Genomic DNA, 24,771 nt, shown 5'->3' with positions numbered 1-24,771 from the left:
CGTCCCGTATTCGCAATCTCAATCGGAAGCCGGCGTCGCCTTGGCGGGGGCGCCGAAGCCGCTCACATCAATCGTTGTCCGTCGGCGCCGAAATAGAGCGGCGAGCGGTAGCGGATCACCACCTTGTCGCCTTGCGCCAGATCGGTGTCGGGGTCGGTCAGCGTCACCAGCTTCTTCGGCCCCACCGTCACGTGCAGATGGTTCTGGTCGCCGAGATGCTCGACCCAGTCGACGACGCCATCAGCATGGCCATTCACGGCCTTCTCGATCGCCAGGTGCTCGGTGCGCGCGCCGATTGTCCTGGTGCCGGCCGGCGCGCCGCCATCGGGAAGTAGCCCCGTCGGCAAAAGATTGATCGCCGGCTGGCCGAGCCTTGCAGCGACATGCAGATTTGCCGGTTCCGAATAAATGGTTCGTGGTGAACCGATCTGTACCAGCACGCCGTCGGCGAGGATGCCGATGCGATCGGCCATGGTCATCGCCTCGATCTGGTCGTGCGTGACGTAGAGCATGGTGGCACCGAGCTCGGACTGGATGCGCTTCAATTCGAGCCTGAGATCCGCGCGCAGCTTGGCGTCGAGCGACGACAGCGGCTCGTCCATCAGGTAGATGGAAGGCTTGCGCACCAGCGCGCGGCCGATGGCGACACGCTGCATTTCGCCGCCCGACAATTTGGTCGAACGGTTGGAAAGCTTGTGATGGATGCGCACCATCTTCGCGACCTCCTCGACCCGGCGGCGGATTTGGTCTTCCGGTATTTTCCGCGCCGGCGAGCGCAGTGGGAAGGCGAGATTGTCGAACACCGACAGATGCGGATAGAGCGAATATTGCTGGAAGACGAAGGCTGTGTCGCGCTCGGCCGGTGACAGGGTCGTGGCATTGTGGCCGCCGATCTCGATCGTACCTGCATCCGGCCGTTCCAGCCCTGCAATCAGCCGCAGTGTGGTCGTCTTGCCGGCGCCGGTCGGCCCCAAGAGCACGACGAATTCGCCGTCCGATATATGCAGGTCGAGCCCGCTGACGGCGACATGGTCGCCGAAGCTTTTGGTCACGCCTTTGATGTGCACGTCAGCCATGCTGCGCTCTCCCCAACGACGCTGTGTCGTGGATTGCCGTTCTCACCGCGCGCCCGGAGCCTTTTTCGAACAGCGACAGCCGCGCGCCGTTCAGTGTGAGGCCGACATGGTCGCCAGCATTGAGCCGGATTTCGGCCGGCACCCGCGCCTTGATGATGCCGTCCGCCGTTTCCACCGCGACGATCTGGGTGGTGCCGAGATATTCGGTGCCGTAGATGGCGCCGCGCAGCTTGGATGCATCGTCGAAGCGGATGTGTTCGGGGCGAATGCCGAGCGCCATGTCGGCAGGTGCTACGTCCTCGCGCACCTCTGGCACTGCCACTGTCGCCCCTTGGACGACCACCTCCTTAGCGCCTTTTGTGAGTCCACCGCCAAATTTCAAAAAATTCATCGGCGGCGAGCCGATGAAGTCGGCCACGAACATGGTAGCGGGGCGGTCGTAGATCTCGCGGGGCGTGCCGAACTGCTCGATGACGCCGTGGTTCATCACCGCGATCTTGTCGGCCATCGACATCGCTTCCATCTGGTCATGTGTGACGTACACGGTCGTCGCGTGGATGCGGTTGTGCAGTTCGCGCAGCTCATGGACCATTAGGTCACGGAATTCAGTGTCGAGCGTGCCGAGTGGCTCGTCCATCAGGAAGCATTTCGGCCGCCTCACGATGGCGCGGCCGAGCGCGACGCGCTGGCGGTCGCCGCCGGCAAGACCGGATACGGATTTGTTGAGCAGATGGTCGATGCGCAGAAGCTTCGCCGTTTCCTCGACGCGGGTGCGGATCTCGGCCGAGGGCATGCCTTGCGCCAAGAGCGGAAAACCGATGTTTTTGCGCACATTCATGTGCGGATAGAGCGCGAACAGCTGGAAGACGAAGGCGATGTCGCGCTCGCGGGCCCTGAGCATGGTGACGTCGTCGCCGCCGAGCAGGATCTGGCCGCCGGTCGGCAGTTCGAGCCCGGCGATCATTCTCAGTGTCGTCGTCTTGCCGCAGCCCGATGGCCCCAGCATGACGAAGAACTCGCCGTCCTCGACGACGAAGTTGGAATCCTGGACGGCGACGAAATCGCCGAAGGCCTTTCTCAGATGTTGGACGCGAATTTCGGCCATGATTATTCCGGGAACTTCGAGACGATGATGAACATCACGGTGCCGGCGAGCATGGTGATGAAGGAATAGGTATAGAGCGACAGCGCGAAGGGCTGGAACAGCATCAGGAAGCCGATGGCGATCAGCGCCGTGGCAATGTTTTCCATCAGCCCGCGCCTGGCCCAGCGGGGCCAGCGCGATTTCCTGGAGATGGCGGGGCGCGTCATGCGTAGCTTCCTCCCTTTTCCCCGTTCAAAGGGAGAGATGGTTGCCCGGTGGTTCCCCCACTCCGTCGCTGCTCCGCCGCGCCACCTCTCGCCCCTCCGGAGGGAGAGGAAGGGAGCCTGGCTGAATCAAGTTCGCGCCCTTCCTCTACCCCGCCGATCGGGAGAGAGGTGTCGAGCGAAGCTCGACGGAGTGGGGGTCGACTTACTCCCACACTAATCATTTGCGCACCGCACCGAAGGTGATGCCGCGCAGCAATTGCTTGCGGAGCAGGATGGTGAAGACCAGGATCGGTACCAGGAAGATCGTCGTGCCGGCCGCCACGGCCGGCCAGTCCTGGCCGCCTTCGCCTATGATGGTCGGGATGAAGGGCGGCGCTGTTTGTGCCGTGCCGGAAGTCAGCAGGGCGGCGAAGGCGTATTCGTTCCAGGCGAAGATCAGGCAGAAAATCGCCGTCGCGGCAATGCCGGTGGTCGCCTGCGGCAGCACGGTGCGCCAGAAGGCCTGCAGTCGCGTGTAGCCGTCGATCATCGCCGCCTCCTCATATTCGCGCGGGATCTCGTCGATGAAGCCTTTGAGCAGCCACACCGCCAGCGACACGTTGACGGCCGTGTAGAGCAGGATCATGCCGAGGGCGGTGTCCGACAGGCCAAGCTCGCGGTACATCAGGTAGATGGGAATGGCGACCGCGATCGGCGGCATGAAGCGTGTCGACAGGATGAAGAACAGAAGGTCGTCGGCGAGCGGCACCTTGAAGCGCGAGAAGCCGTAGGCCGACAATGTGCCGAGAAAGACGGCGCAGAAGGTCGAGCCGAAGGCGATGATCAGCGAATTGATGAAGCGCGGCAGGAAGTTGGATGGTCCGGCGATCACCATGTTGCGCTTGCGCACGGTCTCGTCGCAGAAGCCCGTCGCCGGTCCGAGCGAGTTGATATATTCAGGCGTCTGCCTGGTGCGCGTCGTGAACAGGTTGCAGTAGCCCTCGATGCTCGGCTGGAACACGATCTTGGGCGGATAGGCGATCGAATCCGGCGGCGTCTTGAAGCTGGTGGCGAAGATCCACAAGAGCGGCACGATCGAGATCAACGCGTAGGCGATGATGATGGCGCCGGCGATGCGCTTCGAATTCGACGAGGGCGCGACGACCGAATGGGCTGTGGTCAGGCTCATCTCTGCTTCACCTTGTTGAGCGCCTTGACGTAGATGTTGGCGAGACCGAACACCGCGACGAACAGGATGATGGCGAAGGCAGAGGAATAGCCGGTACGCCAGCTCTCGAAGGCCTGCCGTTTCAGCGTGATCGAGGCGACTTCGGTGGTCGAGCCCGGCCCGCCGCCGGTGAGCAGGTTGACCATGTCGAACATCTTGAAGTTCTCGATGCCGCGAAACAGCACCGCCAGCATGATGAAGGGCAGCGCCATCGGCAGCGTGATCGACCAGAACTGCCGCCAGTTGGAGGCGCGGTCGACCTCGGCCGCTTCATAAATATATTCGGGGATCGAGCGCAGGCCCGCGAGGCAGATCAGCATCACGTAGGGCGTCCACATCCAGGTATCGACGATGATGATCGACCACGGCGCCAGCGAGACGTTGGAAAGCATCTGGATGCTTGTCGGCGGAATGCCCGACACGAACGAGATGACATAGGAAAACAGGCCGATCTGCGGCTCGTAGAGGAAGCGCCAGAAATTACCGACCACCGCCGGCGACAGCATCATCGGCACCAGGATCAGCGTCGTCCAGAAAGCGTGGCCGCGAAACTTGCGGTCGATCAGCCAGGCCAGCGTGAAGCCGATCAGCGTCTGCAAGAGGATGGTCCAGAACACGAAATGCGCCGTCGTCTGCATGGCGATCCAGATGTCCTGGTCGCCAAGGATGCGCTGGTAATTGGCGAAGCCGAGGTTCTTCACCACCTCGTTTGGCCGGTTCGCGCGAAAATTGGTGAACGACAGGTAGATCGCCCAGAACAGCGGGAAGATGTTGATGGCGAGCAGCAACAGGATCGTCGGCGAGATGAACAGCCAGGCGAGGCCCTTGTCGCTGATGCCCCGGACCTTGCGGGCCAACGGTTCCGGGGTCGCCCGGGCAACGGTCTCCGCGGTCCGATTGAGCATGGTCAGTCCTGCTTCGGTCACTTCGTTCGTCTCTGTCATGGAATTTATCTGAACCGCGTCCCGTGCCAAGGGCGGCACGGGACGCGGCGTCATGGCTCGGGAGGAGCCTTGCGGTTGTCGCGGCTACATCTTGCCGTCGTCCTGGAAGACCTGCGTCCAGTCCTTGACCAGGCCGTCGAGAGCATCCTTGGCCGAACCCTGGCCGGCGACGACATAGTCATGGAAGCGCTTCTGCGAGGCTTGCAGCAGTGGTGCGTAGCTCGGCTCGGCCCAGAAGTCCTTCACGATCGCCATCGAGTCGAGGAAGGTTTGCGCATAGGGCTGGCTGGCCGGGAATTTCGGGTCCTTGACCACCGCGTTGAGGCAGGAATAACCGCCGAGCGACCACCATTTGGCCTGGACGTCCTTGTTGGCGAACCACTTGATGTATTTCAGCGCCGATTCCTGCTTGTCGGAATAGGACACCACGGAGATACCCTGGCCGCCGAGCTGGGCGAACTGGGCGCCGCCGGGACCCTTGGGATTGACGAAATAGCCGATCTTGTCGCCGCCGACATTCTCGTCCTTCTGCAGGCCCGGCCATGTGAAGGCGAAGTTCATGTGCATCGCCACCTGGCCGGATTTGAAGGCATCGACGCCTTCGCCCATGTAGCTGTTCGAGGCGCCCGGAGGGGTGCAGCAATCGTAGAGCGCCTTGTAGAATTCCAGGCCTTTGACGGCGTCTGGCGAATTGACGAAGCCTTCCATCTCGTAGGGCTTCTTCGGGTTCTCGTATTGGAAGCCATAGCTGTAGAGCACGTCCATGGCGCCCATGGTGATGCCTTCCGAGCCGCGCTCGGTGTAGATCGAGGCGCCATAGACCGTCTTGCCGTCGACCTGCCGCTTCTGGAAGAATTCGGCGATCTGCTTCAACTGGTCGAAAGTGGCCGGCGGGCCGAGGTCCCAGCCATACTTCTCCTTGAATTCCTTCTGCAGTTCGGGCTTGGAGAACCAGTCCTTGCGGTAGGTCCAGCCGACGACGTCGCCCATGGCCGGCAGCGCCCAGTAGTTGGGCGTGTTCTTCGGCCATTCCGAATAGCCGACGACGGTCGCCGGCACGAAGTCGTCCATGCTGATCTTCTCCTTGTCGAAGAAGTCGTTCAGCTTGACGTAATGGCCGTTCTCGGCCGCGCCGCCGATCCATTGGCTGTCGCCGATGATCAGGTCGCAGAGCTTGCCATGCGAGTTCAACTCATTGAGGAAACGATCGGCGTAGTTGGTCCACGGCACGAACTCGAATTTCATGCCGATGCCGGTTTCCTTGGTGAAATCCTTGGACAGTTCGACCAGCGCGTTGGCCGGGTCCCAGGCGGCCCAGCATAGCGTCAGGTCTTCAGCGTGCGCGGCACTCGAGACGGCTGTCGACGCTGCGATCGCCGAGGTCAGTCCCAACGCCAGTTTCAAGCTCGATTTCATGCCTTCCTCCCATTTGCGAAACACGTCCGGATGACGGTCTCAAGATCCCTCAACCTCTCTCCTCAGAGGCCCAAACATGGCGGCGTCGTCGCGTCGCGGATGTTTAGTAATTTGTTTAGTGATGCAATTTTTACTAAACAAGGCAAGCGAATTCGTTGCTGCGCCGCAACATGCTGAAGCCGGTCTCTGAAAATGTTGGGAAAAGCGCCGGGCATCAGGCGGACGAGCGCGGAATGCGATACCCCTGGCCGATCGTCCGCGGGTTCAGTCGACCCGTTTGGTGCTCACCATCACCGTCCGGATCGGTGGCGCCGGCGGCAGCAGCGCGCGGATGTCGCCGAAGGGGAATGTCGGCTCGAAGCGGAAAGCTTCGGCCAGCGAACCTTGCGCGCCGTTGCACTGGCCCGAGCGAAAAAGGTTCTGCGTCAGTGCAATGTCAACGAAGCGGTCCGGGTCCTGCGACTGGTGCATGCGGATCGCTTCGGTCTTGATGTCGGCATGGGCGGAAATATCGACATAGTGCGTCGGCGAGAATCCGGTGCCGCCCATCGTATCGGCATGCAGCACCGGAACCCCGAACGAAGCAGCGATGCGCACGCCGTCCGACAGCGCGCGGTGGTCGGCATGATAGTCGTTGGGCGCGTGCGTGATCGCCAGGTCCGGCCCGATCTCGCTGATCAGTGTTTTCAGTGCATCGATCAGCGCGGCGTCGGCCACCAGCCCGCCATCGGGAAAGTCGAGGAAGCGGGCTGCCGCCCCGAGCAGCGCGGCCGCGGCCATTGCCTCCTCGCGCCGGACACGAGCCAGCACAGCGGGATCGCTGTTGCCGCCCCTGGCACCATCGGTAGCCACGGCAAAAGTGAGTTCTGCACCTTGCGCGGCATAGGCGGCCATCGTACCGAACATGAAGATCTCGATGTCGTCTGGATGGGCACCGAGCGCCAGTATTTTCAACTTTCTCTCCCGGAAATGAAAAACGTGCCGAACGGAATCCTGCTCGCCCTGATCGCCTATGCAAGCTATTCGGGCAGCGATGCCGTTATCAAGAGCCTGGGCGGCCAATTCACGGTGTTCGAGATCGGCTTCTTCTCGACATTGTTTGCCGGCTGCTTCCTCTTCTTCAGCCGGCCGGCCAACGAGCGCTGGCGTGATTTCTGGCGTGCCAAACGTCCCTGGGCGGTGCAGGCGCGGGCCTGGGCCGGCATCGCGTCGGGCGTGCTCAGCGTCTATGCTTTCACCACCATTCCGCTGGCCGAGACCTATGCGCTCATCTTTCTGGCGCCGCTCTGCGTCACCATTCTGTCCACCGTGATCCTCAAGGAAAAGGTCGGGCCCTGGCGCTGGCTGGCGGTGGTCGCCGGCTTTGCCGGCGTCATGCTGGTTGTCAGGCCGGGCTTTCGCGAGCTGCACCTTGGTCACCTTGCCGCTTTCACCATCGCTTTCCTCGCCGCCACCAACGTCATCCTGATGCGGTCGCTGGCGCAGCAGGAAAAACGCACGACCATGCTCGGCGTGCTGATCGGCTATGGGCTGCTGTTCAACGGCATCGGTGCCGCCGCGACCTCCTTCACCGTCCCGGATGGAAAACAGCTGGCATGGCTGGTGATGGCGGGCGCCTTCACCGCCTGTGGACAATTGCTGCAGTTGCTGGCCGCCAAATACGCTCCGGCCAACCGGATTGCGCCGACGCATTATTCGCAGATCGTCTGGGCAGTCATCCTCGGCGCGCTGTTCTTCCAGGAATATCCGGACTGGCTGTCGCTTGTCGGCCTCGCCGTCGTCGGCGGATCGGGCCTGCTGACCATGGTGCGCGAGGAAGTGCGGCTGGGCACGGTGCGCTGGAATCCGTTTTCCCGCGCACGGCTCTAACCAGGCCTGGTGCGATAAAGTTGCACGGCGCCCGCGACCGCTGATATGCGGGCGTAATGACGACCAAACCCTTGCCGGAACTTCCGGTATCCGCCGTGCTGCCGGCGCTGAGCGAGGCGCTCGGCTCTGGCAACAGCGCCGTGCTGGTCGCGCCACCCGGTGCCGGCAAGACCACGCTGGTGCCGTTGGCGCTGCTCGATGCGCCCTGGCTGGGCACGGGCAAGATCGTCTTGCTCGAACCGCGCCGGCTCGCCGCCCGCGCCGCCGCGCGCCGCATGGCCGAGTTGCTGGGGGAAGAGCCTGGCGCCACCATCGGCTACGCCATGCGCATGGAAAACCGCACCTCGGCGCGGACGAAAATCCTGGTCGTCACCGAGGGCGTGCTGGCGCGCATGATCCTCGACGACCCTGAACTGCCCGGCGTTTCGGCGGTCATCTTCGACGAATTCCACGAGCGCTCGCTCGACGGCGATTTCGGTCTCGCTCTTGCCCTCGATGTGCAAGGCGCGCTGCGGCCGGATCTGCGTCTGCTGGTGATGTCGGCAACGCTCGACGGCGCACGGGTCGCGAAACTCCTGTCGGGCGCGCCGGTGATCGAAAGCGAGGGCCGCGCCTTCCCCGTCGATGTCAGATACGACGAGCGGCCGGCCGGCATCCCGATCGAGGACGCCATGGCCAAGGCGATCCGCGCCGCCCTTGCCGAGGAGAGCGGCAGCGTGCTTGCCTTCCTGCCCGGCCAGCGCGAGATCGAGCGCACCGCCGAGCGGCTGGCCGGCAAGGTCGGCGCCGACACCGATATCGTGCCGCTCTATGGCCAGCTCGACGGCAAGGCGCAGGACGCGGCGATCAAGCCGGCGCCGCCAGGCCGCCGCAAGGTGGTGCTGGCGACCTCCATCGCCGAGACCTCCATCACCATCGACGGCGTGCGCGTCGTCATCGATTCCGGCCTGTCGCGGCTGCCGCGCTATGAGCCGGCCAGCGGACTGACCAGATTGGAAACCGTGCGCGTCAGCAAGGCCTCCGCCGATCAGCGCGCCGGCCGCGCCGGCCGCACGCAGGCGGGCGTCGCTATCCGGCTATGGCGTGCCGAGCAGACGGCGGCACTTCCCGCCTTCACACCCCCGGAAATCCTCGAGGCGGACCTGTCGGGTCTGCTGCTCGACTGCGCCGCCTTCGGTGTCGCTGATCCAGTCAGTCTTGCTTTCCTCGATCCGCCGCCGGCTCCCGCGCTCAATGAAGCACGGGCGCTGTTGCGGGCGCTTGGGGCCATCGATGAAGCAGGGCGGCTGACGGACGCCGGCGCTGCGATGCGCAAGCTCGCTCTGCCGGTCCGGCTGGCGCATATGGTCGCCGAGGCGGCCAGCAGCGGTCATGGTGGTGAGGCGGCCATGCTTGCCGTGCTGCTGACCGAGCGTGGCCTTGGCGGTGACGGTGCCGACCTCGAACGGCGACTGATGCGCTTTCGCACGGAAAGATCGCCGCGTGCCACGTCGGCGCGCCAGCTTGCCGAGCGCCTGGCCAGGCATGTAGGCGGTGCGAAGACCAGCGGAGCTGTTCCAGCCGGAACCCTGCTCATCCACGCCTGGCCGGATCGCGTCGCCAAGGCGCGCGGCGAGCGCGGCCGTTTCGTGCTGGCCAACGGTTCCGGCGCCATGCTCGACGCCGGCGACCCGCTGGCGGGCGAGCCGTTTCTGGTCGTCGCGGACCTGCAGGGCAAGGCGCAGAATGCCCGCATTACGGCGGCTGCGGCAAGCAGTGAGGAGGACATCCGGGCAGCACTTGGCGGCAGGATCGAAACGCGCCGGCAGACGAGTTTCGATCGCGACAGGCGCGCCGTGCGGGTGCGCGAAACCGTGCGCCTTGGCGCCATCACGCTCGCCGAACGCATGTTGCCGCCGCCGGCCGGCGCCGATGCCGACCGCGCCATCATCGAGGCCCTGCGCGAGCATGGGCTTTCCCTTCTGACCTGGAGCAAGGAGGCGCAGACGCTGCGCCACCGGCTGTCCTGGCTGCACAAGGGCTTGGGCGAGCCCTGGCCCGACATGTCGGATGAAGCGCTCATCGCGCGCCTCGACGACTGGCTGCTGCCTTTTCTGTCCGGTGCGGCCTCCCTGGCCGCCATCGATCCCGGAACTGTCGCGGCCGGGCTGGCGTCGCTCGTGCCGCATGACCTGCAACGCAAGATCGAAGCACTGGCGCCGACTCATTTCGATGCCCCGTCGGGCAGCCATGTGCCGATCCGCTATGACGGCGAATGGCCGGTTCTGGCGGTGCGCGTGCAAGAATTGTTCGGCCTCGACCGCCATCCGTCGATCGCCAACGGCACCGTCCCCTTGACGCTTGAACTGTTGTCGCCGGCGCACCGGCCGATCCAGACGACGCGAGACCTGCCTGGCTTCTGGCGCGGCTCCTGGACCGATGTGCGCGCCGACATGCGCGGCCGCTATCCCAAGCATGTCTGGCCGGAAAACCCATTGCTCGCCGCCGCCACCGCCCGCGCCAAGCCGCGCGGGACCTAGCCTTTGCTGGTTTGCGGCTGTAATCCATGGCCATGATCAACATCCTGAACACGCCCGACTTCCAGCAAAGCCAGCGACTGCGCCTCAACACGCTGATCCGGCTGCGCTGGCTGGCCATTGTCGGCCAGAGCGTGACCGTGCTCGTCGTCGCCTACGGCCTGAAGTTTCCGCTGCCGGTCAGTCTGTGTTTTGCCCTCATCGCCTGTTCGGCCTGGATGAACCTGTTTCTGGCCTTTCGCTTTCCGGCCGCGCACCGGCTCACCCCGTTCGCCGCCTTCGGCATCCTGGTCTTCGATAGCCTGCAGCTTGCCGGCCTGCTCTACATGACCGGCGGCCTGACCAATCCGTTCTCGCTGCTGATGACCGTGCCCGTCGTCATTTCGGCGACGTCGCTGCCCCTTCGCCTCACCGCCATCCTCGGCGGGCTGGTGATGATCGCGGCGACCTTGCTGGTCTTTCGCCATCTGCCGCTGCCCTGGTACGAAGGCGCGCCCCTTGTGATGCCCTTCATCTATGTCGCCGGCATGTGGATGGCGGTGCTGTCCTCCATCGCCTTCACCGCCATGTACGCCTTCCGGGTGGCCGCCGAAGCCCGGCTATTGGCCAACGCGCTCGCCGCCACGGAACTGGTGCTGCAGCGCGAACAGCACCTTTCCGCGCTCGACGGGCTGGCGGCGGCGGCGGCGCACGAACTCGGCACCCCGCTCGCCACGATCACGCTCGTCGCCAAGGAGATGGAAAAGTTGCTCGGCAGCGATCCGAAATACGGGGAAGATGTGAAGCTGCTGCGCTCTCAGAGCGAGCGCTGCCGTGAAATCCTCAAGCGCCTGACCAGCCTGTCGTCGGAGGGCGAGGCACATCTGTCCCGCCTGCCACTGACCTCGCTGGTCGAGGAGGTGACGGCGCCGCATCGCGACTTCGGCATCTCGATCAAGCTTCGCCCTGGCGAGCGGACCGGGCCGGAGCCGGTCGGGCGCCGCAATCCCGGCGTCATCTATGGTCTCGGCAATCTGGTCGAGAACGCGGTCGATTTCGCCCGCAAGAGCGTCACCGTGCGCTGGAGCTGGGACGAGGCGACGGTCTCCTTCTCGATCACCGATGACGGCCCGGGTTTCCCGCCCGAGATCATCGACCGCATCGGTGAACCCTACATGTCGACACGCCAGGGCACGGAAGCCGGAGGCGGCCTCGGGCTCGGCCTGTTTATCGCCAAGACATTGCTCGAACGTTCGGGCGCCACGCTCGATTTTCGCAATTCGAGCGGCCTCGGCGAAGGGGCCGTGGTGCGGATTTCGTGGCCGAGAAGCGTCTTCCTGAACCCGGAATCGGCCCCAGCCACCATGTTTGACACTGCGTAAATTGGACAATGGCCCCGCAAAACTATATCTGCGTAAAAATAAGGCAGCAGGAATTTTCGAGACGATGACAGGCGATGAGAACAGTGGGCCTATAGTTGAAGGCGAGGACACCTCGCTTCTGATCGTCGATGACGACAAGCCGTTCCTGACCCGTCTGGCCCGTGCCATGGAAACCAGGGGTTTCGTGGTCGAGACGGCGGAGAGCGTCGAGGAGGCCGTGGGCAAGGCGCGCGCCAATCCGCCCGCCTATGCGGTGGTCGACATGCGGCTGGGCGACGGCAACGGCCTCGATGTCGTCGCCGCCATCCGCGAGAAGCGTGAGGACTCCCGCACCATCATCCTGACCGGTTACGGCAACATCGCCACCGCGGTGACGGCGGTGAAGCTCGGCGCCGTCGACTATCTGTCGAAACCCGCCGACGCCGACGATGTCTTTGCGGCATTGACCCGCACCACCGGCGAGCGCGCCGCGCCGCCGGAAAACCCGATGTCGGCCGACCGCGTGCGCTGGGAGCATATCCAGCGCGTCTACGAAATGTGCGAGCGCAACGTTTCAGAGACCGCACGCCGGCTCAACATGCATCGCCGCACGCTGCAGCGGATCCTGGCCAAGCGCGCGCCGCGCTGAGAGACTGTTTGGAAATTCTGCTCTGGCGGCCATCTGGCGGCGTTTTCTGCGCTTCCGTTGCCCACGGACGAATGTCCGCTTCGCCGCGGTTCTCGAAACCACCGTCGAATGACTCGTCAGAGCGAACTTCGAAACAGTCTCCGAGGCGCTGAAAAGGGTTCCATGCTTGCCCGGCGGCCGGACTTTGCGCATCATTGCAAATGACGCACGCCGGCAGGCGGCATGACGGAGGCGACATGCAGGATTTGAAGCGACGGCCGGTTTCCGTTTTCCGCGAGTTCCTGGACAGCGAGGCGGCCGGCGGCATCATCCTGATGGTGGCCGCCGCCCTTGCCCTGATCGTCGCCAACTCGCCGCTCGCCGGGACCTACTTCTCGGTTCTCCACGCCTATCTCGGCCCGCTCAGCGTCTCGCACTGGGTCAATGACGGGCTGATGGCGGTGTTCTTCCTGCTCGTCGGGCTGGAGATCAAGCGCGAGATGCTGGACGGCCAGCTCTCGACCTGGCCACGCCGGGTGCTGCCCGGCATCGCGGCGGCCGGCGGCATGGTGGTGCCGGCGCTGGTCTATGTCGCCGTCAACAGCAACAATTCGGCCGCACTGTCCGGCTGGGCGATCCCGACCGCCACCGACATCGCCTTCGCGCTCGGCGTCCTGTCGCTGCTCGGCAGCCGCGTGCCGGCCTCGCTGAAGGTCTTCCTGACCGCGCTTGCCATCATCGACGACCTCGGCGCCGTCATCATCATCGCCATATTCTACACCAGCGGCCTGTCGCTGGCCTATCTCGGCGCGGCCTTCGCCGTGATTGCCGTGCTCGTCCTGCTCAACCGTATGCGGGTGATGAACCTTGTGCCCTATCTCGTGCTTGGCGCCATCCTGTGGGTACTGGTGCTGAAGTCCGGCGTCCATGCCACGCTGGCCGGCGTGGCACTTGCGCTGACCATTCCGCTCGAACGCTCGGCCGGCATCGGCCACGACCTTGACCATTCGCCGCTGCACCGGCTCGAGCACGGCCTGCACAAGCTGGTGGCGTTTATCGTCATCCCTATCTTCGGCTTTGCCAATGCCGGCGTTTCGCTCACCGGCCTGAGTTTTAGCGCCCTGATCGAGCCGCTCACGCTGGGCGTCGCAGCCGGTCTCGTCGTCGGCAAGCTGGTCGGCGTCTTCGGCTCCTCCGCGCTCGCCATCCGCTTCGGCCTCGCCGACCTGCCGGCCAACGCCGGCTGGCGGCACATGATCGGCATTTCGCTCCTGTGCGGCATTGGCTTCACCATGAGCCTGTTCATCGGCCTGCTCGCCTTCGCCAACGACGTGGCGCTACAGGACGCGGTCAAGGTCGGCATCCTTGCCGGTTCCTTCATCGCCGCGCTTCTTGGCGCCGCGGTGCTGCTGATGGCGCCGGCTGTGGGTGGCGAGGAAGAAGCGGAGTAGCCGTTCCGGGCTGGAGCATCTGGCGGGCGTCAATTTCAGGGCTGCGATTACTCGCTCTCCCCCTCCAGCACCGGCACCGCGACACCCGCCAGTTCCGCCGCCAGCAGCCGCGCCGCGCCGGCGCGCGCGATGCGCAGCATCAGCGCCTTGCGCGTCGCCGCCGCCATGCGGTGCTCGGGCGCATCTCGTAAAATCTCGGCGCCATAGCCGTCGGAGAGAATGAAGCCGCATTCCTCGGGAAAGATTTCGGCCGGCACGCCGGGATGTGTGGCGAAAAAAAAGCGGTCGGAATGCAGCCGGTAATCGGGCCATTTGCGGTCGACGCGAAAATCCTCGATCGAGGATTTGATCTCGATAATCCAGATATCGCCCTGCCGCGTCAGCGCCACGAGATCGGCGCGCCGGCCGGTGGCCAGCGACAACTCGGGCAGCACATGCGCGCCCATCTGCATCAGCAACCGCTGCACGCCCCGCCGCACCAGCATGGCGCGCTCGGACTGGCGACCGTCGATCAGAGGGTTCAGGGGAATCGGCGAGATGATTGGCATGCCAGGCACCATGCCAGATTTTGTTCACGGTTTGAACCCGGTTTTTAACGGCGATTATGTATTTGACAGACCTGGAGGGAGTTTGCCGGCTGACCGGGGCGGCTCGGCGGTTTGGGGGACATCAATACGGGCAAAACCGCCGAGCCTGACTGGCGGCGGCAAATTTGGGGATTTGGGAGTTCGCCGTCAGCTTTGACCAGGATATCGCAGGGTTGACCGGTTGGCGTCATTCGAACGAAGGGCGGCGTTTCCGCTCGAGTCCATGTAGCAGTGGCCACATTGCGCCTGTGTTCGGTTCGCTCTTTCTGACCTTTCCCGGGACGTGGGGAACCATTACCGCTGCCAGAACCCCCGGTGCACCGATACAAGTTCATCCTCAATTTCGGGGAAGGGGCCGTGGACCTCGATCTTCTTCTGTCCAGAGCCGAGCACAATTCGCGCGGAAAGGCTCATCGTCGGATTTTCGGGATGGTCGCCGGTCAGCGCGAGAAGCTCGGTCTCCTCGAAGCCATAGACCAGCTGGCCGATATTCGCCCAGTAGAGCGTTCCGGTGCACATCGCGCAGGGCTCGCCGGTCGAAACCAGCGTGCATGTCCAGAGAAACTCCGGCGGATAGGCTGCCGCCGCGCGCCGAGCAAGTTCGGTCTCGGCGTGATGCATGGTGTCGATATTGCCTTGGCGCATGAGGATTGCGTCGTCGGAGCCGACCAGCATCGCGCCGAACGGATGGTGGCCGTGCGCGGCAGCCTCGCGGGCGACCGCATCGGCGGCGCGAAGGTGGGCGAGCATCTGGTCGCGAGTCATGCGCTCTCTCCGGTCATTGGGGTCGCCGGCCGGCGACCAGCGGCAGTGCTTTTACCCTACGCTCATATCAGAGCGTGCAATATACCACACGAACCAACGCTGGCGGCTTTCACGAACGCGTGGCAAGGCGGCTAACGCCGCCTTCGCCCAGGCCACCGTCTTCAACAGGTGGTCTATCGCTCCCGCGGTTGGGTTTGCCGCCGGCCAACGCCGCCCCCGCCATGTCATCCAGAATCGGGCAGTCCGGCCGCTCGTCGCCATGGCAGGCGTGAACGAGCTTCTGCAGCGTCGAGCGCATCGATTGCAGCTCGCGCACCTTCTCCTCGATGGCGGTGACGTGGGCGGCGGCGATTGCGCGCACGTCGTGGCTGGCGCGACCGCGATCCTTGTAGAGCGCCATCAGCTGGCGACAATCGTCTATCGAAAAGCCGAGATTGCGCGCGCGGCGCAGGAAGGCCAGCCGGTGGATATCGTCACTCGTATAATCGCGATAGCCATTGGCGGCGCGCGCGGGCGCGATCAGGCCGATCTCCTCATAGTAGCGGATGGTCTTGGCCGGCAGGCCTGAGCGGTGAGCGGCGTCGCCGACATTCATGACGGATCCTCGAGTTTCGCGGGCCTGCGATTCAGGCCCATTGAATTTCCTTCACAATCCGGTGAAGTATGTTGCCGAAATGCCATAGTGATACGCATACCAGCACGTAAGTCCCCGCATATAGGCATCGTGTGCTTGGCAAGCAAAGCAAATGCCAGCATGAATGATGGCGAGAAAGCGGCCGACTCGTGCCGCTCTAGTTTGGGCGGGGCACCGGATCACCACATGCGCATGAAGTCGCTTGCAATAATCGCCGCATTGGCGCTGTCCACTGCTATTGCCGGTTGCAGCACCATCGGCGGGCAGATGTTCTCCAACGACTATGGCGCGGTGACCGATGCCGGTTACCAGCTGCCACGTATCCCGATCGAGAAGGTGCCCTCGAAGTACCATCGCCAGGAAGTGAGTTACGACTCCAAGGAAAAGCCCGGCACCATCATCGTCGATACGCAGAACAAGTTCCTGTACTTCATCGAGGGCGATGGCCGGGCAATCCGCTACGGTATCGGCGTCGGCCGCGAGGGCTTCGAATGGCACGGCACCGCCCATATCGCCATCAAGCGCGAATGGCCGACCTGGACGCCGCCTTCGCAGATGATCAAGCGCCAGCCCGAACTCGCCAAGTTCGCCGGCGGCATGGATCCGGGCCTGAAGAACCCGCTCGGCGCGCGCGCTATGTACCTGTTCAACAAGGGCGGTGACATGGGCTACCGCCTGCACGGCAGCCCGGAATGGAACTCGATCGGCAAGGCCATGTCGTCGGGCTGCATCCGGCTGATGAACCAGGACGTCATCGACCTCTACAATCGCGCCGAGGTCGGCGCCAAGGTCATCGTTCTTTAGACCATGATCCCGGAAAGCCTGTCCGCTTTTCCGGCAGATCGTGGTTAAACTGGAAGTCGCCTTTCATACGCGGACCGTCTAGGCAACAACGGACGTCCCAAACAGAAAACCGGGCAATTCGGCCCGGTTTTTTGTTGTCCATGGGTGGGAAATTGCCGTCTAAGAGACCTGCTCGACCTGCTGCACTTCCGGCACGAAATGGCGAAGCAGGTTCTGGATGCCGTGCTTCAGCGTCGCCGTCGAAGACGGGCAACCGGCGCAGGCGCCTTTCATGTGCAGGAACACGGTGCCGTTCTCGAAGCCGCGGAAGGTGATGTCGCCGCCGTCCTGCGCCACCGCCGGGCGCACCCGCGTGTCGAGCAGCTCCTTGATGGTGATGACGAGTTCCTCGTCGGCCTTGTCGTAGAATTCGCCGGTCTGGCTGGTCTCGGCGGCGGGGCCGGCCTTGGCCATGACAGGCGCACCGGACATGAAATGCTCCATGATCGCACCGAGGATCGCCGGCTTCAGATGCTGCCAGTCCGGGCCGTCCTTGGACACGGTGATGAAATCGTAGCCGAAGAACACGCCGGTGACGCCGGGAATTTCGAACAGCCGCCCAGCCAGCGGCGAGGCAATGGCCGCACTGTCGGCATCGCGGAAATCGGCGGTGCCTTCTAGGAGCACTTCCTTGCCGGGCAGGAATTTCAGCGTCGCCGGATTGGGCGTCGACTCGGTCTGGATGAACATGGCCGTCTCCATGCCCGTTTGGGCAACTAGTTTGGAATAGTTCTAAATAGGCTCTATCGGCGGGACATTCAAGCGAAACGCATCGCCGGAACGGCTGGCTGGCGGAATGTTTTTGCGACTCATGCCAAGCACTGTGAAGTGCGTCGAGATTCGGGTCAGGCCGAGTCGAAAATGATGGTTTCCGAGAACCGGAGCGGAGCGTACTTGAAGTACGTGAGCACCGGAAGCACCGGAAGCCGCCATTTGCAGGCCGGCATCACCCGAATCTCGATACATTTCAGGCGAGGCTGTCGATCTCCTCATCCGACAAATTCTGTGGCACCACGGTCACCGGGATCGGAAAGGCAGCGCCTTTGCCGGCCACGGCGCCGACCAGCGGTCCTGGACCTTCCTTGCCGGCGCCGGCCGCCAGCACGAGGATGGCGATGTCCTGGTCTTCCTCGATCAGCTTGTGGATCTCTTCCGTCGGTTTGCCCTCACGCACCACCATCTCCGGTTCGATGCCGAGCTTCTGCCGCACCTTGTTGGCGTAGCCGTCCAGCGCCGCGCGCGCCGTGGCGTTCGCCTCCTCGCGCATGATCTTCTCGACCCCCAGCCAGTGCTGGAAGTCGTCCGGTACGATGACATAGAGCAGCACCAGCGTGCCGCTGGTGCTCTGCGCCCGCTTCGAGGCGTAGGCGACGGCGCGCTCGCATTCCGGCGTGTCGTCGATGATCGTCAGGAATTTCCTGCGGTGACCGGCTTCGCGGCTGAGGCGTTTGGAGACCATGTCTATCTACTCGGTGTCTTTTCGGCCGCAATCTGCCACCGCCGCTGACCGGCGGCAAGCCGCCGGCCTTGTGCCAGTGTTGTGCAGTGCACGGCGCCGCGATCAGCCCTGCAGCAGCCCGATAATGTCGCGCACCGTCTTCATCGTCGTTTCGGCGAGCACGCCGGCGCGTTCGCCGCCATCCCGCAGCACGGCGTCGACATAGGCGCGGTCGCCCTGGATGCGGCGCATCTCGGTGGCGATCGGCGCCAGCCTCTCCACCGCGAGATCGGCCAGCGCCGGCTTGAACACAGAGAACTGCTGGCCGCCGAATTCCTTAAGCACATCGGCCTTCGACATCTCGGCGAGACCGGCATAGATGCCGACCAGGTTCTCCGCCTCGGGCCGGCTTTCCAGCCCGTCGACCTCGCTCGGCAAGGCCTCCGGGTCGGTCTTGGCCTTGCGGATCTTCTTCGAGATGGCGTCGGCATCGTCGGTCAGGTTGATGCGCGACAGGTCCGACGGGTCCGACTTCGACATCTTCTTGGAGCCGTCACGCAGCGACATGATGCGCGCTGCCGGCCCGCCGATGACCGGCTCGGTCAGCGGGAAATAGCCGTTCACCGTCTCCTCGCCTATCCTCATCTCGACGCCGACGCCAAGACCGGCGATGCGGTCGGAGAAATCGTTGTTGAATTTCTGCGCGATGTCGCGTGTCAGTTCCAGGTGCTGCTTCTGGTCCTCGCCCACCGGCACATGGGTGGCGCGATAAAGCAGGATGTCGGCCGCCATCAGCGAGGGATAGGCAAGCAGGCCCAGCGAGGCGTTCTCGCGGTCCTTGCCGGCCTTGTCCTTGAACTGCGTCATCTTGTTCATCCAGCCTATGCGCGCCACGCAATTGAAGATCCAGGCGAGCTCCGCGTGCTGCATCACCCGCGACTGGTTGAAGACGATGTGCTTCTTCGGGTCGATGCCGGAGGCGAGGAACGCCGCGGTGATCGACCGCGTCTGGTCGGCAAGGTCGTCATGGACAAGCTGGGCGGTCAGCGAATGCAGGTCGACAACGCAATAGATGCAGTCGGACGTATCCTGCAGGGCGACGAATTTCTTGATAGCGCCGAGATAGTTGCCGAGATGCAGATTGCCGGTCGGCTGAACACCGGAGAAGACGAGTGGCTTGAAGGCGGACATGGTTTTCCTCATGGCTTGTGGAGGGCCGTATAAGCGTGATTCCGAAAAGTTGCGGACTTTTCGGAGCCAATCGTGCGGCTGGAAACCGCGCGAGGCGAAAGTCTACGACGGCGCGCTTATGGACGAGAGCGCGGGCGGGATCAAGACCGGCCAGGCGGGATGCTCGGCCGATCTATTCGTCGAGTTCTGATTTTGCCACGGACGGGCCGGCTTCTGTCCTCCGGCGCCCCACATTGCGCCGGATCATGCTGAAATCGGCGCCGCCGGTGGCGAAAGCGGTGGCGAAATAGAGCACCGCCCCGCCGGCCACCAGCGCCAGCACCGTCGTCGCCTTGACGACCAGCGGCGAGCCGGGGCCGATCCTTGTGGCCAACCAATGTTCGGCGAAATAGAGGGCGACACCCATGACCACCGCCGACAGCACCAGCCGTGGGATGCGCCTCAACAGCGGCACGTCGCGGCCCCAATGGCCGCGCCGGATCAGCACGGCAAGCAGCATCAGCGCGTTGACCCAGCCGGCGACGGCGGAGGCCACGGCGATGCCGGGTGCACCCATCCTCGGGAACAGCGTCAGCGCGGTGGCGACGTTCACCGCCACGGAGATTGCGGCGAAGATCATCGGCGTGCGCGTATCCTCGCGGGCGAAATAGCCTGGGGTGAAGGCCTTGATCAGCACGAAGGCCGGCAGGCCGAGACCGAAGATCGCCAGGATCGCCGCCACGACAGGTGTCGAATGGTTGGCGGCGAACGCGCCGCGCTCATAGACCAGCCGCACGATCGGCTCCGCCATTACCCAGAGCGCCGCCGCCGCCGGCAAGGTCATGAACAGGGTGAATTCGACGGAGCGGTTCTGCAGATTGGCTGCCTCGATCAGATTGCCTGACTTCAGCGCCCGCGACAGTTCGGGCAACAGCACGATCGCCACCGCGACGCCGACGACACCGAGCGGCAACTGGTAGACGCGGTCGGCATAAGCCAGCGAGGACACGGCACTGTCCTGCGCCGAGGCGATGGCCGTTCCGATCAGCTGGTTGATCTGGGTGATGCCACCGGTGATCGCCGCCGGCAGCGCCAGGATCAGGAGCCGCTTCACGTTCGGCGTCATCCGAGGCCGGCGGAAGCCGATCGAGATGCCCGCATTGCGCACCGCCACCCAGACGATGGCGAGTTGCACGACGCCGGCCGCCAGCACGCCCCAGGACAGGCCGAAGCCGACAGCGTGTGCATCCAGTCCGTGGTACCAGGCATAGCCAAGCACGCTGATGAGGATGATGTTGAGGAACGCCGGCGCGATTGCCGCGGCGAAATAGCGCCGCAAGGAGTTCAGCATGCCCGCCATCATGGCGGCGAGCGACATGCAGATCAGATAAGGGAACATGATCGTCGCAAGCGTGACGGTCGTCTCGAACTTGCCCGGCGTGTCGGCAAAGCCCGGCGCCACCAGGTAGCGCACGATCAGCGGCATCGCCAGTTCCATGGCGATGGTCAGCGCCAGGAGCGCGGTGAACAGCACCCCGAACACCTCTTCGGAAAAACGCTTGGCGCCATCGGTGCCGTGCGTCTCGATCTCCTTGGCGAACAGCGGCACGAAGGCGGCATTGAACGCGCCCTCGGCGAACAGCCGGCGAAAGGTGTTGGGGAACTGGAAGGCGGCGTTGAAGGCGTCCGCGACCGGTCCGGTGCCGAGTGCGGCCGCCATCAGCATCTCGCGGCCGAAACCGAGCGCACGGCTCATCAGCGTGCCGGACGCGACGGTAGCGAATTTCTTGACGAGACTCATGCGTTCGCAAACTGCCTGTGGGATTGGAAGAAGAAGGGGATGATGGCCGTCACTCGGCGGCTGCCTTGGCCTTGCCGCCGCGTTCGAGCGCTACACCTTCGAGCGTCGCTATCAGCCGGTTGCGGATGGTGGCGATGCGGGCCGGGTTGTCGATCTTCTGGCCGGTCAGGTCGGTGACATAGAAGGTGTCGATGACCTTCTCGCCGAAGGTGGTGATATGCGCCGATGCGATGTCGAGCGACAGGTCGGACAGTGTTCCGGTGATTTCCGACAGCAGGCCGGGGCGGTCGAGCCCCTCGACCTCGATCACCGAAAACCGGTTCGACAATGCGTTGCGGATTTCGGCGCGTGGCGGAATCTTGAAGACCTTGGATCCGCGCCTTGGCTTGGTGCGTTTCTCGATCATCTCCGGCAGCCAGCTCTTGCCCGACAGCACGTCCTCGATCAGCCGACCGACACGCTCGGCCCGCCGGCGTTCGTCCTCGTCGCGGTCGAATTCCCTCGAGATCAGGATCGTGTCCAGCGCGCGGCCGTCCGACGTGGTGAAGATCTGCGCGTCGACGATGTTGCCGCCGGCGCCGGCGCATGCCCCGGCGATGACCGAGAGAAGACGGGGGTGGTCCTGCGCCAGCACGGTGATTTCGGTCACCGCCTCGAATTGGTGGGTCTTGACCATGGTGGCGAGCTTGTTGCCCGCCGCGTCCGCCTCACGGATGAACTCGGCGTGGCGAAGCTGGTCCGGCAAGTCCACGGTCAGGAGGTAGTTTTCATAATGCAGCCCGACATAGCGCTTGCGCGCCTTGTCGGGCCAGTCGGCGAGCGCCTCGGCCAGGCGTTCGCGCGCCGCCGCCGTGCGTTGGGCGCGCGAGACTTCCGAAAAGCCGCCGGTCAGCAGCAGTTCGGTTTCGTAGTAGAGCGTACGCAGCAACTGGCCCTTCCAGCCGTTCCACACGCCCGGTCCGACGCCCCTGATGTCGCAGACGGTGAGGATCAACAGCATCTTCAGCCGCTCTACCGATTGCACGATCGAGGCGAAGTCCTCGATCGTCTTGCGATCGTTGAGGTCGCGGGTCTGCGCCGTCATCGACATGACGAGGTGGTTCTCGACCAGCCAGGCGACGGTTTCCGTATCGGCCGGCGAAAGCCCCATATGCGGGCAGATCCGCCTTGCGATCCTGGCGCCAGCCTCGGAATGGTCCTCTGGTCTGCCCTTGGCGATGTCGTGCAGCAGGACGGCGACATAGAGCGCCTCGCGGCTTTTCTTCAGCCCGGGCATCAGCGCATGCGACAGCGGATGCACCTTCTCGCCGTCGCCGCGCTCGATCTCGGCCAGCACGCCGATGCAGCGGATCAGGTGCTCGTCGACCGTGTAGTGGTGGTACATCGAGAACTGCATCATGGCGACGATCTTGCCGAAATCCGGGATCAGCCGGCCCAGCAATCCCGCCTCGTTCATCCGCCGCAGGTTGAGCTCGGCGTTGCGGTCCGAGGTCAATATGTCGAGGAACAGCCGGTTGGCTTCCTCGTCGCGCCTGAGCGACTTGTTGACCAGGCCGAGCGAACGGGTGAGCAGTTTCAGCGCATCGGGATGGAATTCCAGCCCGTGCTTGTCGGCAAACCAGAACAGCCTGAGAAGATTGACCGGGTCGCGCTCGAAGACGCCGTCGTCGGCGATGTTGATGCGATGGTTGTCGACGATGAAGTCCGACGTGCCGGCAAGCTTGCGCTTGCGGCGCTGGAAGGTGAGGAAGATGCGGTTGAAGCCGGGAACATGCTTGGCCTGCTCCTCCTCCAGCGCGGCGCAGAAGATGCGGGTCAGGTCGCCGACATCCTTGGCGACGAGGAAATAGTGCTTCATGAAGCGTTCGACCGCCGACAGGCCGGGATGGGTCGTATAGCCGAGCCGTTCGGCGATCTCGCGCTGAATGTCGAAATGCAGCCGCTCCTCGGCCTTGCCGGTGAGGAAGTGCATGTGGCAGCGCACCGCCCACAGGAAATCCTCGGCCTTCTGGAACTCGCGGTACTCGGCTTCGGTGAAGACGCCTTTTTCGACCAGTTCCTCGCCGGTGCGCACCCGGTAAAAATACTTGCCGATCCAGAACAGCGTCTGCAGGTCGCGCAGGCCGCCCTTGCCGTCCTTGACGTTGGGCTCGACCAGATAGCGGCTTTCGCCGGCCTTGGCATGACGCTCGTCGCGTTCGGCAAGCTTGGCCTGCACATATTCCGGGCCGGTCGTGCGCACCACCTCATGGTCGAAGCGCAGCATCAACTCGTCATAGAGCTTGCGTTCGCCCCACAGGAAACGGGCTTCCAGGATCGAGGTGCGGATGGTGATGTCGGTGCGCGACAGCCTGAGGCACTCATCGATGTTGCGGGTGGCATGGCCGACCTTCAGCCCCATGTCCCACAGCATGTAGAGCATATATTCGACCGTCTGTTCGCCCCATGGCGTCTGCTTGTAAGGCAGCAGGAACAGAAGGTCGATGTCGGATCCCGGCGCCAGCGTGCCGCGGCCATAGCCGCCGACGGCAACGACCGCCATGCGTTCGGCCGAGGATCGGTTCTTCACCCGGTAGACATGGGTTGCGGCAAAATCGTAGAGCGAGCGGATCAGCTCGTCCATCAGGTGCGACAGCCGTTCGGCGCAGGCATTGCCGCCGCCATCTTGCCTCAGCATGGCCTCGGCTGTCTTGCGGCCCTCGGCGAGACGCCCCTTGAGAAGCTGAAGGACGGCCGTGCGGATGGCCTTGCTGGAACCGTCGCCGGCGCTGGCCGTGGTCAGCGCGGTCGTCTCGCTGCGCAAGGCTTCGCCGTCGATCAGTTCATCGAGCTTCAGGGAGATTTTTGCCATAGATACCGGTCGGCCTTGCCTTTTGGGCGGCGTCTATAGCGTGTTTTCGCGGCGCTGGGTATGGGCCTGCTGTCAATCCCGCAAACGCTCTAGTCGTTTGCCTCGACTGGAGCGAGCGGGACGACAATCTGCCGCCGTAGCCTGCAGAGATCGGTGATCTGCCGCGCTGCCCGGCTGGCCTCCCTGCGGATACGCGCGAGTGCCCGTATCCTGTGTCCATTGGCGAGCCCGCTCGCGACCCACTCGGCCTCCCGACCCTGTTCGAGCAGGCTCGGTAACCTGTTGCCTACGAACTGGTCCTGCGCACAGAGCGCCGGAACAAGCTGGTAGATCGTCTTGCCGGTCGAGATCGCGAATGTGGGATCGAAGATGAGATTGTCCACCGCCACATTGACATCGGCGGTTGTCTCGAGAAGGGCGCGTGCCATCTGCCGGGAGAGCAGGTATCCGCCCGTCCCTATATGGTTCTTGCGGAGCCTGAACAGGGAAAACCCGCCGCCGACGGGAAACCTCTCCCGCTGGATCACGGTTGTGTGGAAGAATGTCTCGAGCTTGACGACATCTGCGTTGGCGGGGATCCAGCTCGCATCGGCAAGCAGCCTATCGGCTTTCGCGGAAAACACCATGTCGTCCTCGAAGACGGCGCCGTACGGCGCGTCGTCTTGCGCGATGATGGCCCAGCAGGCGCGATGGCTGTGCAAGCATGCGATCTCGCTGCCGGACAGACGTCGCACCGCATATCGTGCATGCTGGCGCTGCAGCGCGAGGTCTGGCCGGTCCCTTGCATCGATTGCGGCAACCCGCTCGAATCCGAGGCCGATGCGCGCAAACTCCGCCGTCATATGGGCAAGCCGGTCGGGGGATCTATCGAGGTTGATGACCAGACACTTCATTTCTTCAACAAAACTTTTTTCTTATGGCGCT

22 protein-coding genes are annotated in these 24,771 nt (G+C 63.9%); 6 read left to right on the top strand and 16 right to left on the bottom strand.

Annotated elements, in window-relative coordinates; genetic code table 11:
• Window positions 1-62: 62 nt before the first annotated feature.
• From LB516_RS02685 to LB516_RS02655, 7 genes are all read right to left on the bottom strand, one after another.
• Window positions 63-1,076, bottom strand: a complete 1,014-nt coding sequence (locus tag LB516_RS02685; RefSeq protein ID WP_140614920.1) for an ABC transporter ATP-binding protein — start codon at window positions 1,074-1,076, stop codon at window positions 63-65.
• Complete coding sequence (locus tag LB516_RS02680) at window positions 1,069-2,181, bottom strand: ABC transporter ATP-binding protein (protein ID WP_140614919.1); 1,113 nt, start codon at window positions 2,179-2,181, stop codon at window positions 1,069-1,071. The genes LB516_RS02685 and LB516_RS02680 overlap by 8 nt, the downstream gene beginning before the upstream one ends.
• Window positions 2,182-2,183: 2 nt before the next feature.
• Window positions 2,184-2,387, bottom strand: a complete 204-nt coding sequence (locus LB516_RS02675) for a hypothetical protein (RefSeq protein ID WP_224524238.1) — start codon at window positions 2,385-2,387, stop codon at window positions 2,184-2,186.
• 217 nt (window positions 2,388-2,604) lie between these two features.
• A complete protein-coding gene (locus tag LB516_RS02670) occupies window positions 2,605-3,555 on the bottom strand; it encodes a carbohydrate ABC transporter permease (protein WP_015314192.1) in 951 nt (316 codons plus the stop codon).
• Window positions 3,552-4,499 (bottom strand): carbohydrate ABC transporter permease, encoded by a 948-nt coding sequence (locus tag LB516_RS02665; RefSeq protein WP_041163577.1) that lies wholly within the window; start codon window positions 4,497-4,499, stop codon window positions 3,552-3,554. The genes LB516_RS02670 and LB516_RS02665 overlap by 4 nt, the downstream gene beginning before the upstream one ends.
• A 123-nt stretch (window positions 4,500-4,622) precedes the next feature.
• Complete coding sequence (locus LB516_RS02660) at window positions 4,623-5,954, bottom strand: ABC transporter substrate-binding protein (RefSeq protein WP_015314190.1); 1,332 nt, start codon at window positions 5,952-5,954, stop codon at window positions 4,623-4,625.
• Window positions 5,955-6,218: 264 nt separating this feature from the next.
• The gene (locus LB516_RS02655; protein ID WP_140660528.1) at window positions 6,219-6,908 is read right to left on the bottom strand and encodes a PIG-L deacetylase family protein; all 690 of its coding nucleotides are present in this window, start codon (window positions 6,906-6,908) and stop codon (window positions 6,219-6,221) included.
• Window positions 6,909-6,932: 24 nt separating this feature from the next.
• Here LB516_RS02655 and LB516_RS02650 point away from each other — a divergent pair, with 24 nt between their 5' ends.
• From LB516_RS02650 to nhaA, 5 genes are all read left to right on the top strand, one after another.
• Window positions 6,933-7,823: a DMT family transporter gene (locus LB516_RS02650; RefSeq protein WP_140786928.1), complete on the top strand. Its 891-nt coding sequence runs from the start codon at window positions 6,933-6,935 to the stop codon at window positions 7,821-7,823.
• A 56-nt stretch (window positions 7,824-7,879) separates the two neighbouring features.
• Window positions 7,880-10,342 carry an ATP-dependent helicase HrpB gene (hrpB, locus tag LB516_RS02645; RefSeq protein ID WP_224718864.1) on the top strand — a complete coding sequence of 821 codons (2,463 nt, stop codon included), beginning with the start codon at window positions 7,880-7,882 and terminating at the stop codon, window positions 10,340-10,342.
• A 26-nt stretch (window positions 10,343-10,368) separates the two neighbouring features.
• On the top strand, window positions 10,369-11,700 hold the full coding sequence (locus tag LB516_RS02640) for an ActS/PrrB/RegB family redox-sensitive histidine kinase (RefSeq protein WP_224718863.1): 1,332 nt from the start codon (window positions 10,369-10,371) through the stop codon (window positions 11,698-11,700).
• Window positions 11,701-11,764: 64 nt separating this feature from the next.
• On the top strand, window positions 11,765-12,328 hold the full coding sequence (locus LB516_RS02635; RefSeq protein ID WP_224718862.1) for an ActR/PrrA/RegA family redox response regulator transcription factor: 564 nt from the start codon (window positions 11,765-11,767) through the stop codon (window positions 12,326-12,328).
• 236 nt (window positions 12,329-12,564) lie between these two features.
• Window positions 12,565-13,758, top strand: coding sequence for a Na+/H+ antiporter NhaA (gene nhaA, locus LB516_RS02630; RefSeq protein WP_224718861.1), 1,194 nt, complete (start codon window positions 12,565-12,567; stop codon window positions 13,756-13,758).
• A 47-nt stretch (window positions 13,759-13,805) separates the two neighbouring features.
• Here nhaA and LB516_RS02625 read toward each other — a convergent pair whose 3' ends face one another.
• From LB516_RS02625 to cueR, 3 genes are all read right to left on the bottom strand, one after another.
• Complete coding sequence (locus tag LB516_RS02625; protein WP_181172924.1) at window positions 13,806-14,306, bottom strand: MmcB family DNA repair protein; 501 nt, start codon at window positions 14,304-14,306, stop codon at window positions 13,806-13,808.
• A gap of 333 nt (window positions 14,307-14,639) precedes the next feature.
• Window positions 14,640-15,110, bottom strand: a complete 471-nt coding sequence (locus LB516_RS02620) for a nucleoside deaminase (RefSeq protein WP_224718860.1) — start codon at window positions 15,108-15,110, stop codon at window positions 14,640-14,642.
• A gap of 109 nt (window positions 15,111-15,219) precedes the next feature.
• Window positions 15,220-15,705 carry a Cu(I)-responsive transcriptional regulator gene (gene cueR, locus LB516_RS02615; RefSeq protein ID WP_224682938.1) on the bottom strand — a complete coding sequence of 162 codons (486 nt, stop codon included), beginning with the start codon at window positions 15,703-15,705 and terminating at the stop codon, window positions 15,220-15,222.
• A gap of 225 nt (window positions 15,706-15,930) precedes the next feature.
• Between cueR and LB516_RS02610 the strand changes: the two genes are divergently transcribed.
• Entirely contained in the window at window positions 15,931-16,548 is a 618-nt protein-coding gene (locus LB516_RS02610) for a L,D-transpeptidase (RefSeq protein ID WP_224524262.1), read from the top strand.
• Between the two features lie 159 nt (window positions 16,549-16,707).
• Here the strand turns inward: LB516_RS02610 and LB516_RS02605 are convergent, their stop codons facing one another.
• The 6 genes from LB516_RS02605 to LB516_RS02580 form a co-directional block, all read right to left on the bottom strand.
• The gene (locus LB516_RS02605) at window positions 16,708-17,277 is read right to left on the bottom strand and encodes a NifU family protein (RefSeq protein ID WP_015314175.1); all 570 of its coding nucleotides are present in this window, start codon (window positions 17,275-17,277) and stop codon (window positions 16,708-16,710) included.
• A 277-nt stretch (window positions 17,278-17,554) separates the two neighbouring features.
• On the bottom strand, window positions 17,555-18,046 hold the full coding sequence (locus tag LB516_RS02600) for a universal stress protein (RefSeq protein ID WP_010913128.1): 492 nt from the start codon (window positions 18,044-18,046) through the stop codon (window positions 17,555-17,557).
• A gap of 102 nt (window positions 18,047-18,148) precedes the next feature.
• Entirely contained in the window at window positions 18,149-19,216 is a 1,068-nt protein-coding gene (trpS, locus tag LB516_RS02595; RefSeq protein WP_015314174.1) for a tryptophan--tRNA ligase, read from the bottom strand.
• Window positions 19,217-19,388: 172 nt separating this feature from the next.
• Window positions 19,389-20,996 carry a murein biosynthesis integral membrane protein MurJ gene (gene murJ, locus LB516_RS02590; RefSeq protein WP_224718859.1) on the bottom strand — a complete coding sequence of 536 codons (1,608 nt, stop codon included), beginning with the start codon at window positions 20,994-20,996 and terminating at the stop codon, window positions 19,389-19,391.
• 49 nt (window positions 20,997-21,045) lie between these two features.
• Window positions 21,046-23,847: a [protein-PII] uridylyltransferase gene (locus tag LB516_RS02585; protein WP_224718858.1), complete on the bottom strand. Its 2,802-nt coding sequence runs from the start codon at window positions 23,845-23,847 to the stop codon at window positions 21,046-21,048.
• A gap of 89 nt (window positions 23,848-23,936) precedes the next feature.
• On the bottom strand, window positions 23,937-24,740 hold the full coding sequence (locus tag LB516_RS02580) for a glycosyltransferase family 25 protein (protein WP_224718857.1): 804 nt from the start codon (window positions 24,738-24,740) through the stop codon (window positions 23,937-23,939).
• Window positions 24,741-24,771 lie beyond the last annotated feature (31 nt).

This window comes from Mesorhizobium sp. CO1-1-7, assembly GCF_020164885.1.
Taxonomy (GTDB): Bacteria; Pseudomonadota; Alphaproteobacteria; order Rhizobiales; family Rhizobiaceae; genus Mesorhizobium; species Mesorhizobium australicum.
Note: the sequence above shows the minus strand (reverse complement) of the source record. Positions and strands in the feature narration are given on the sequence as shown.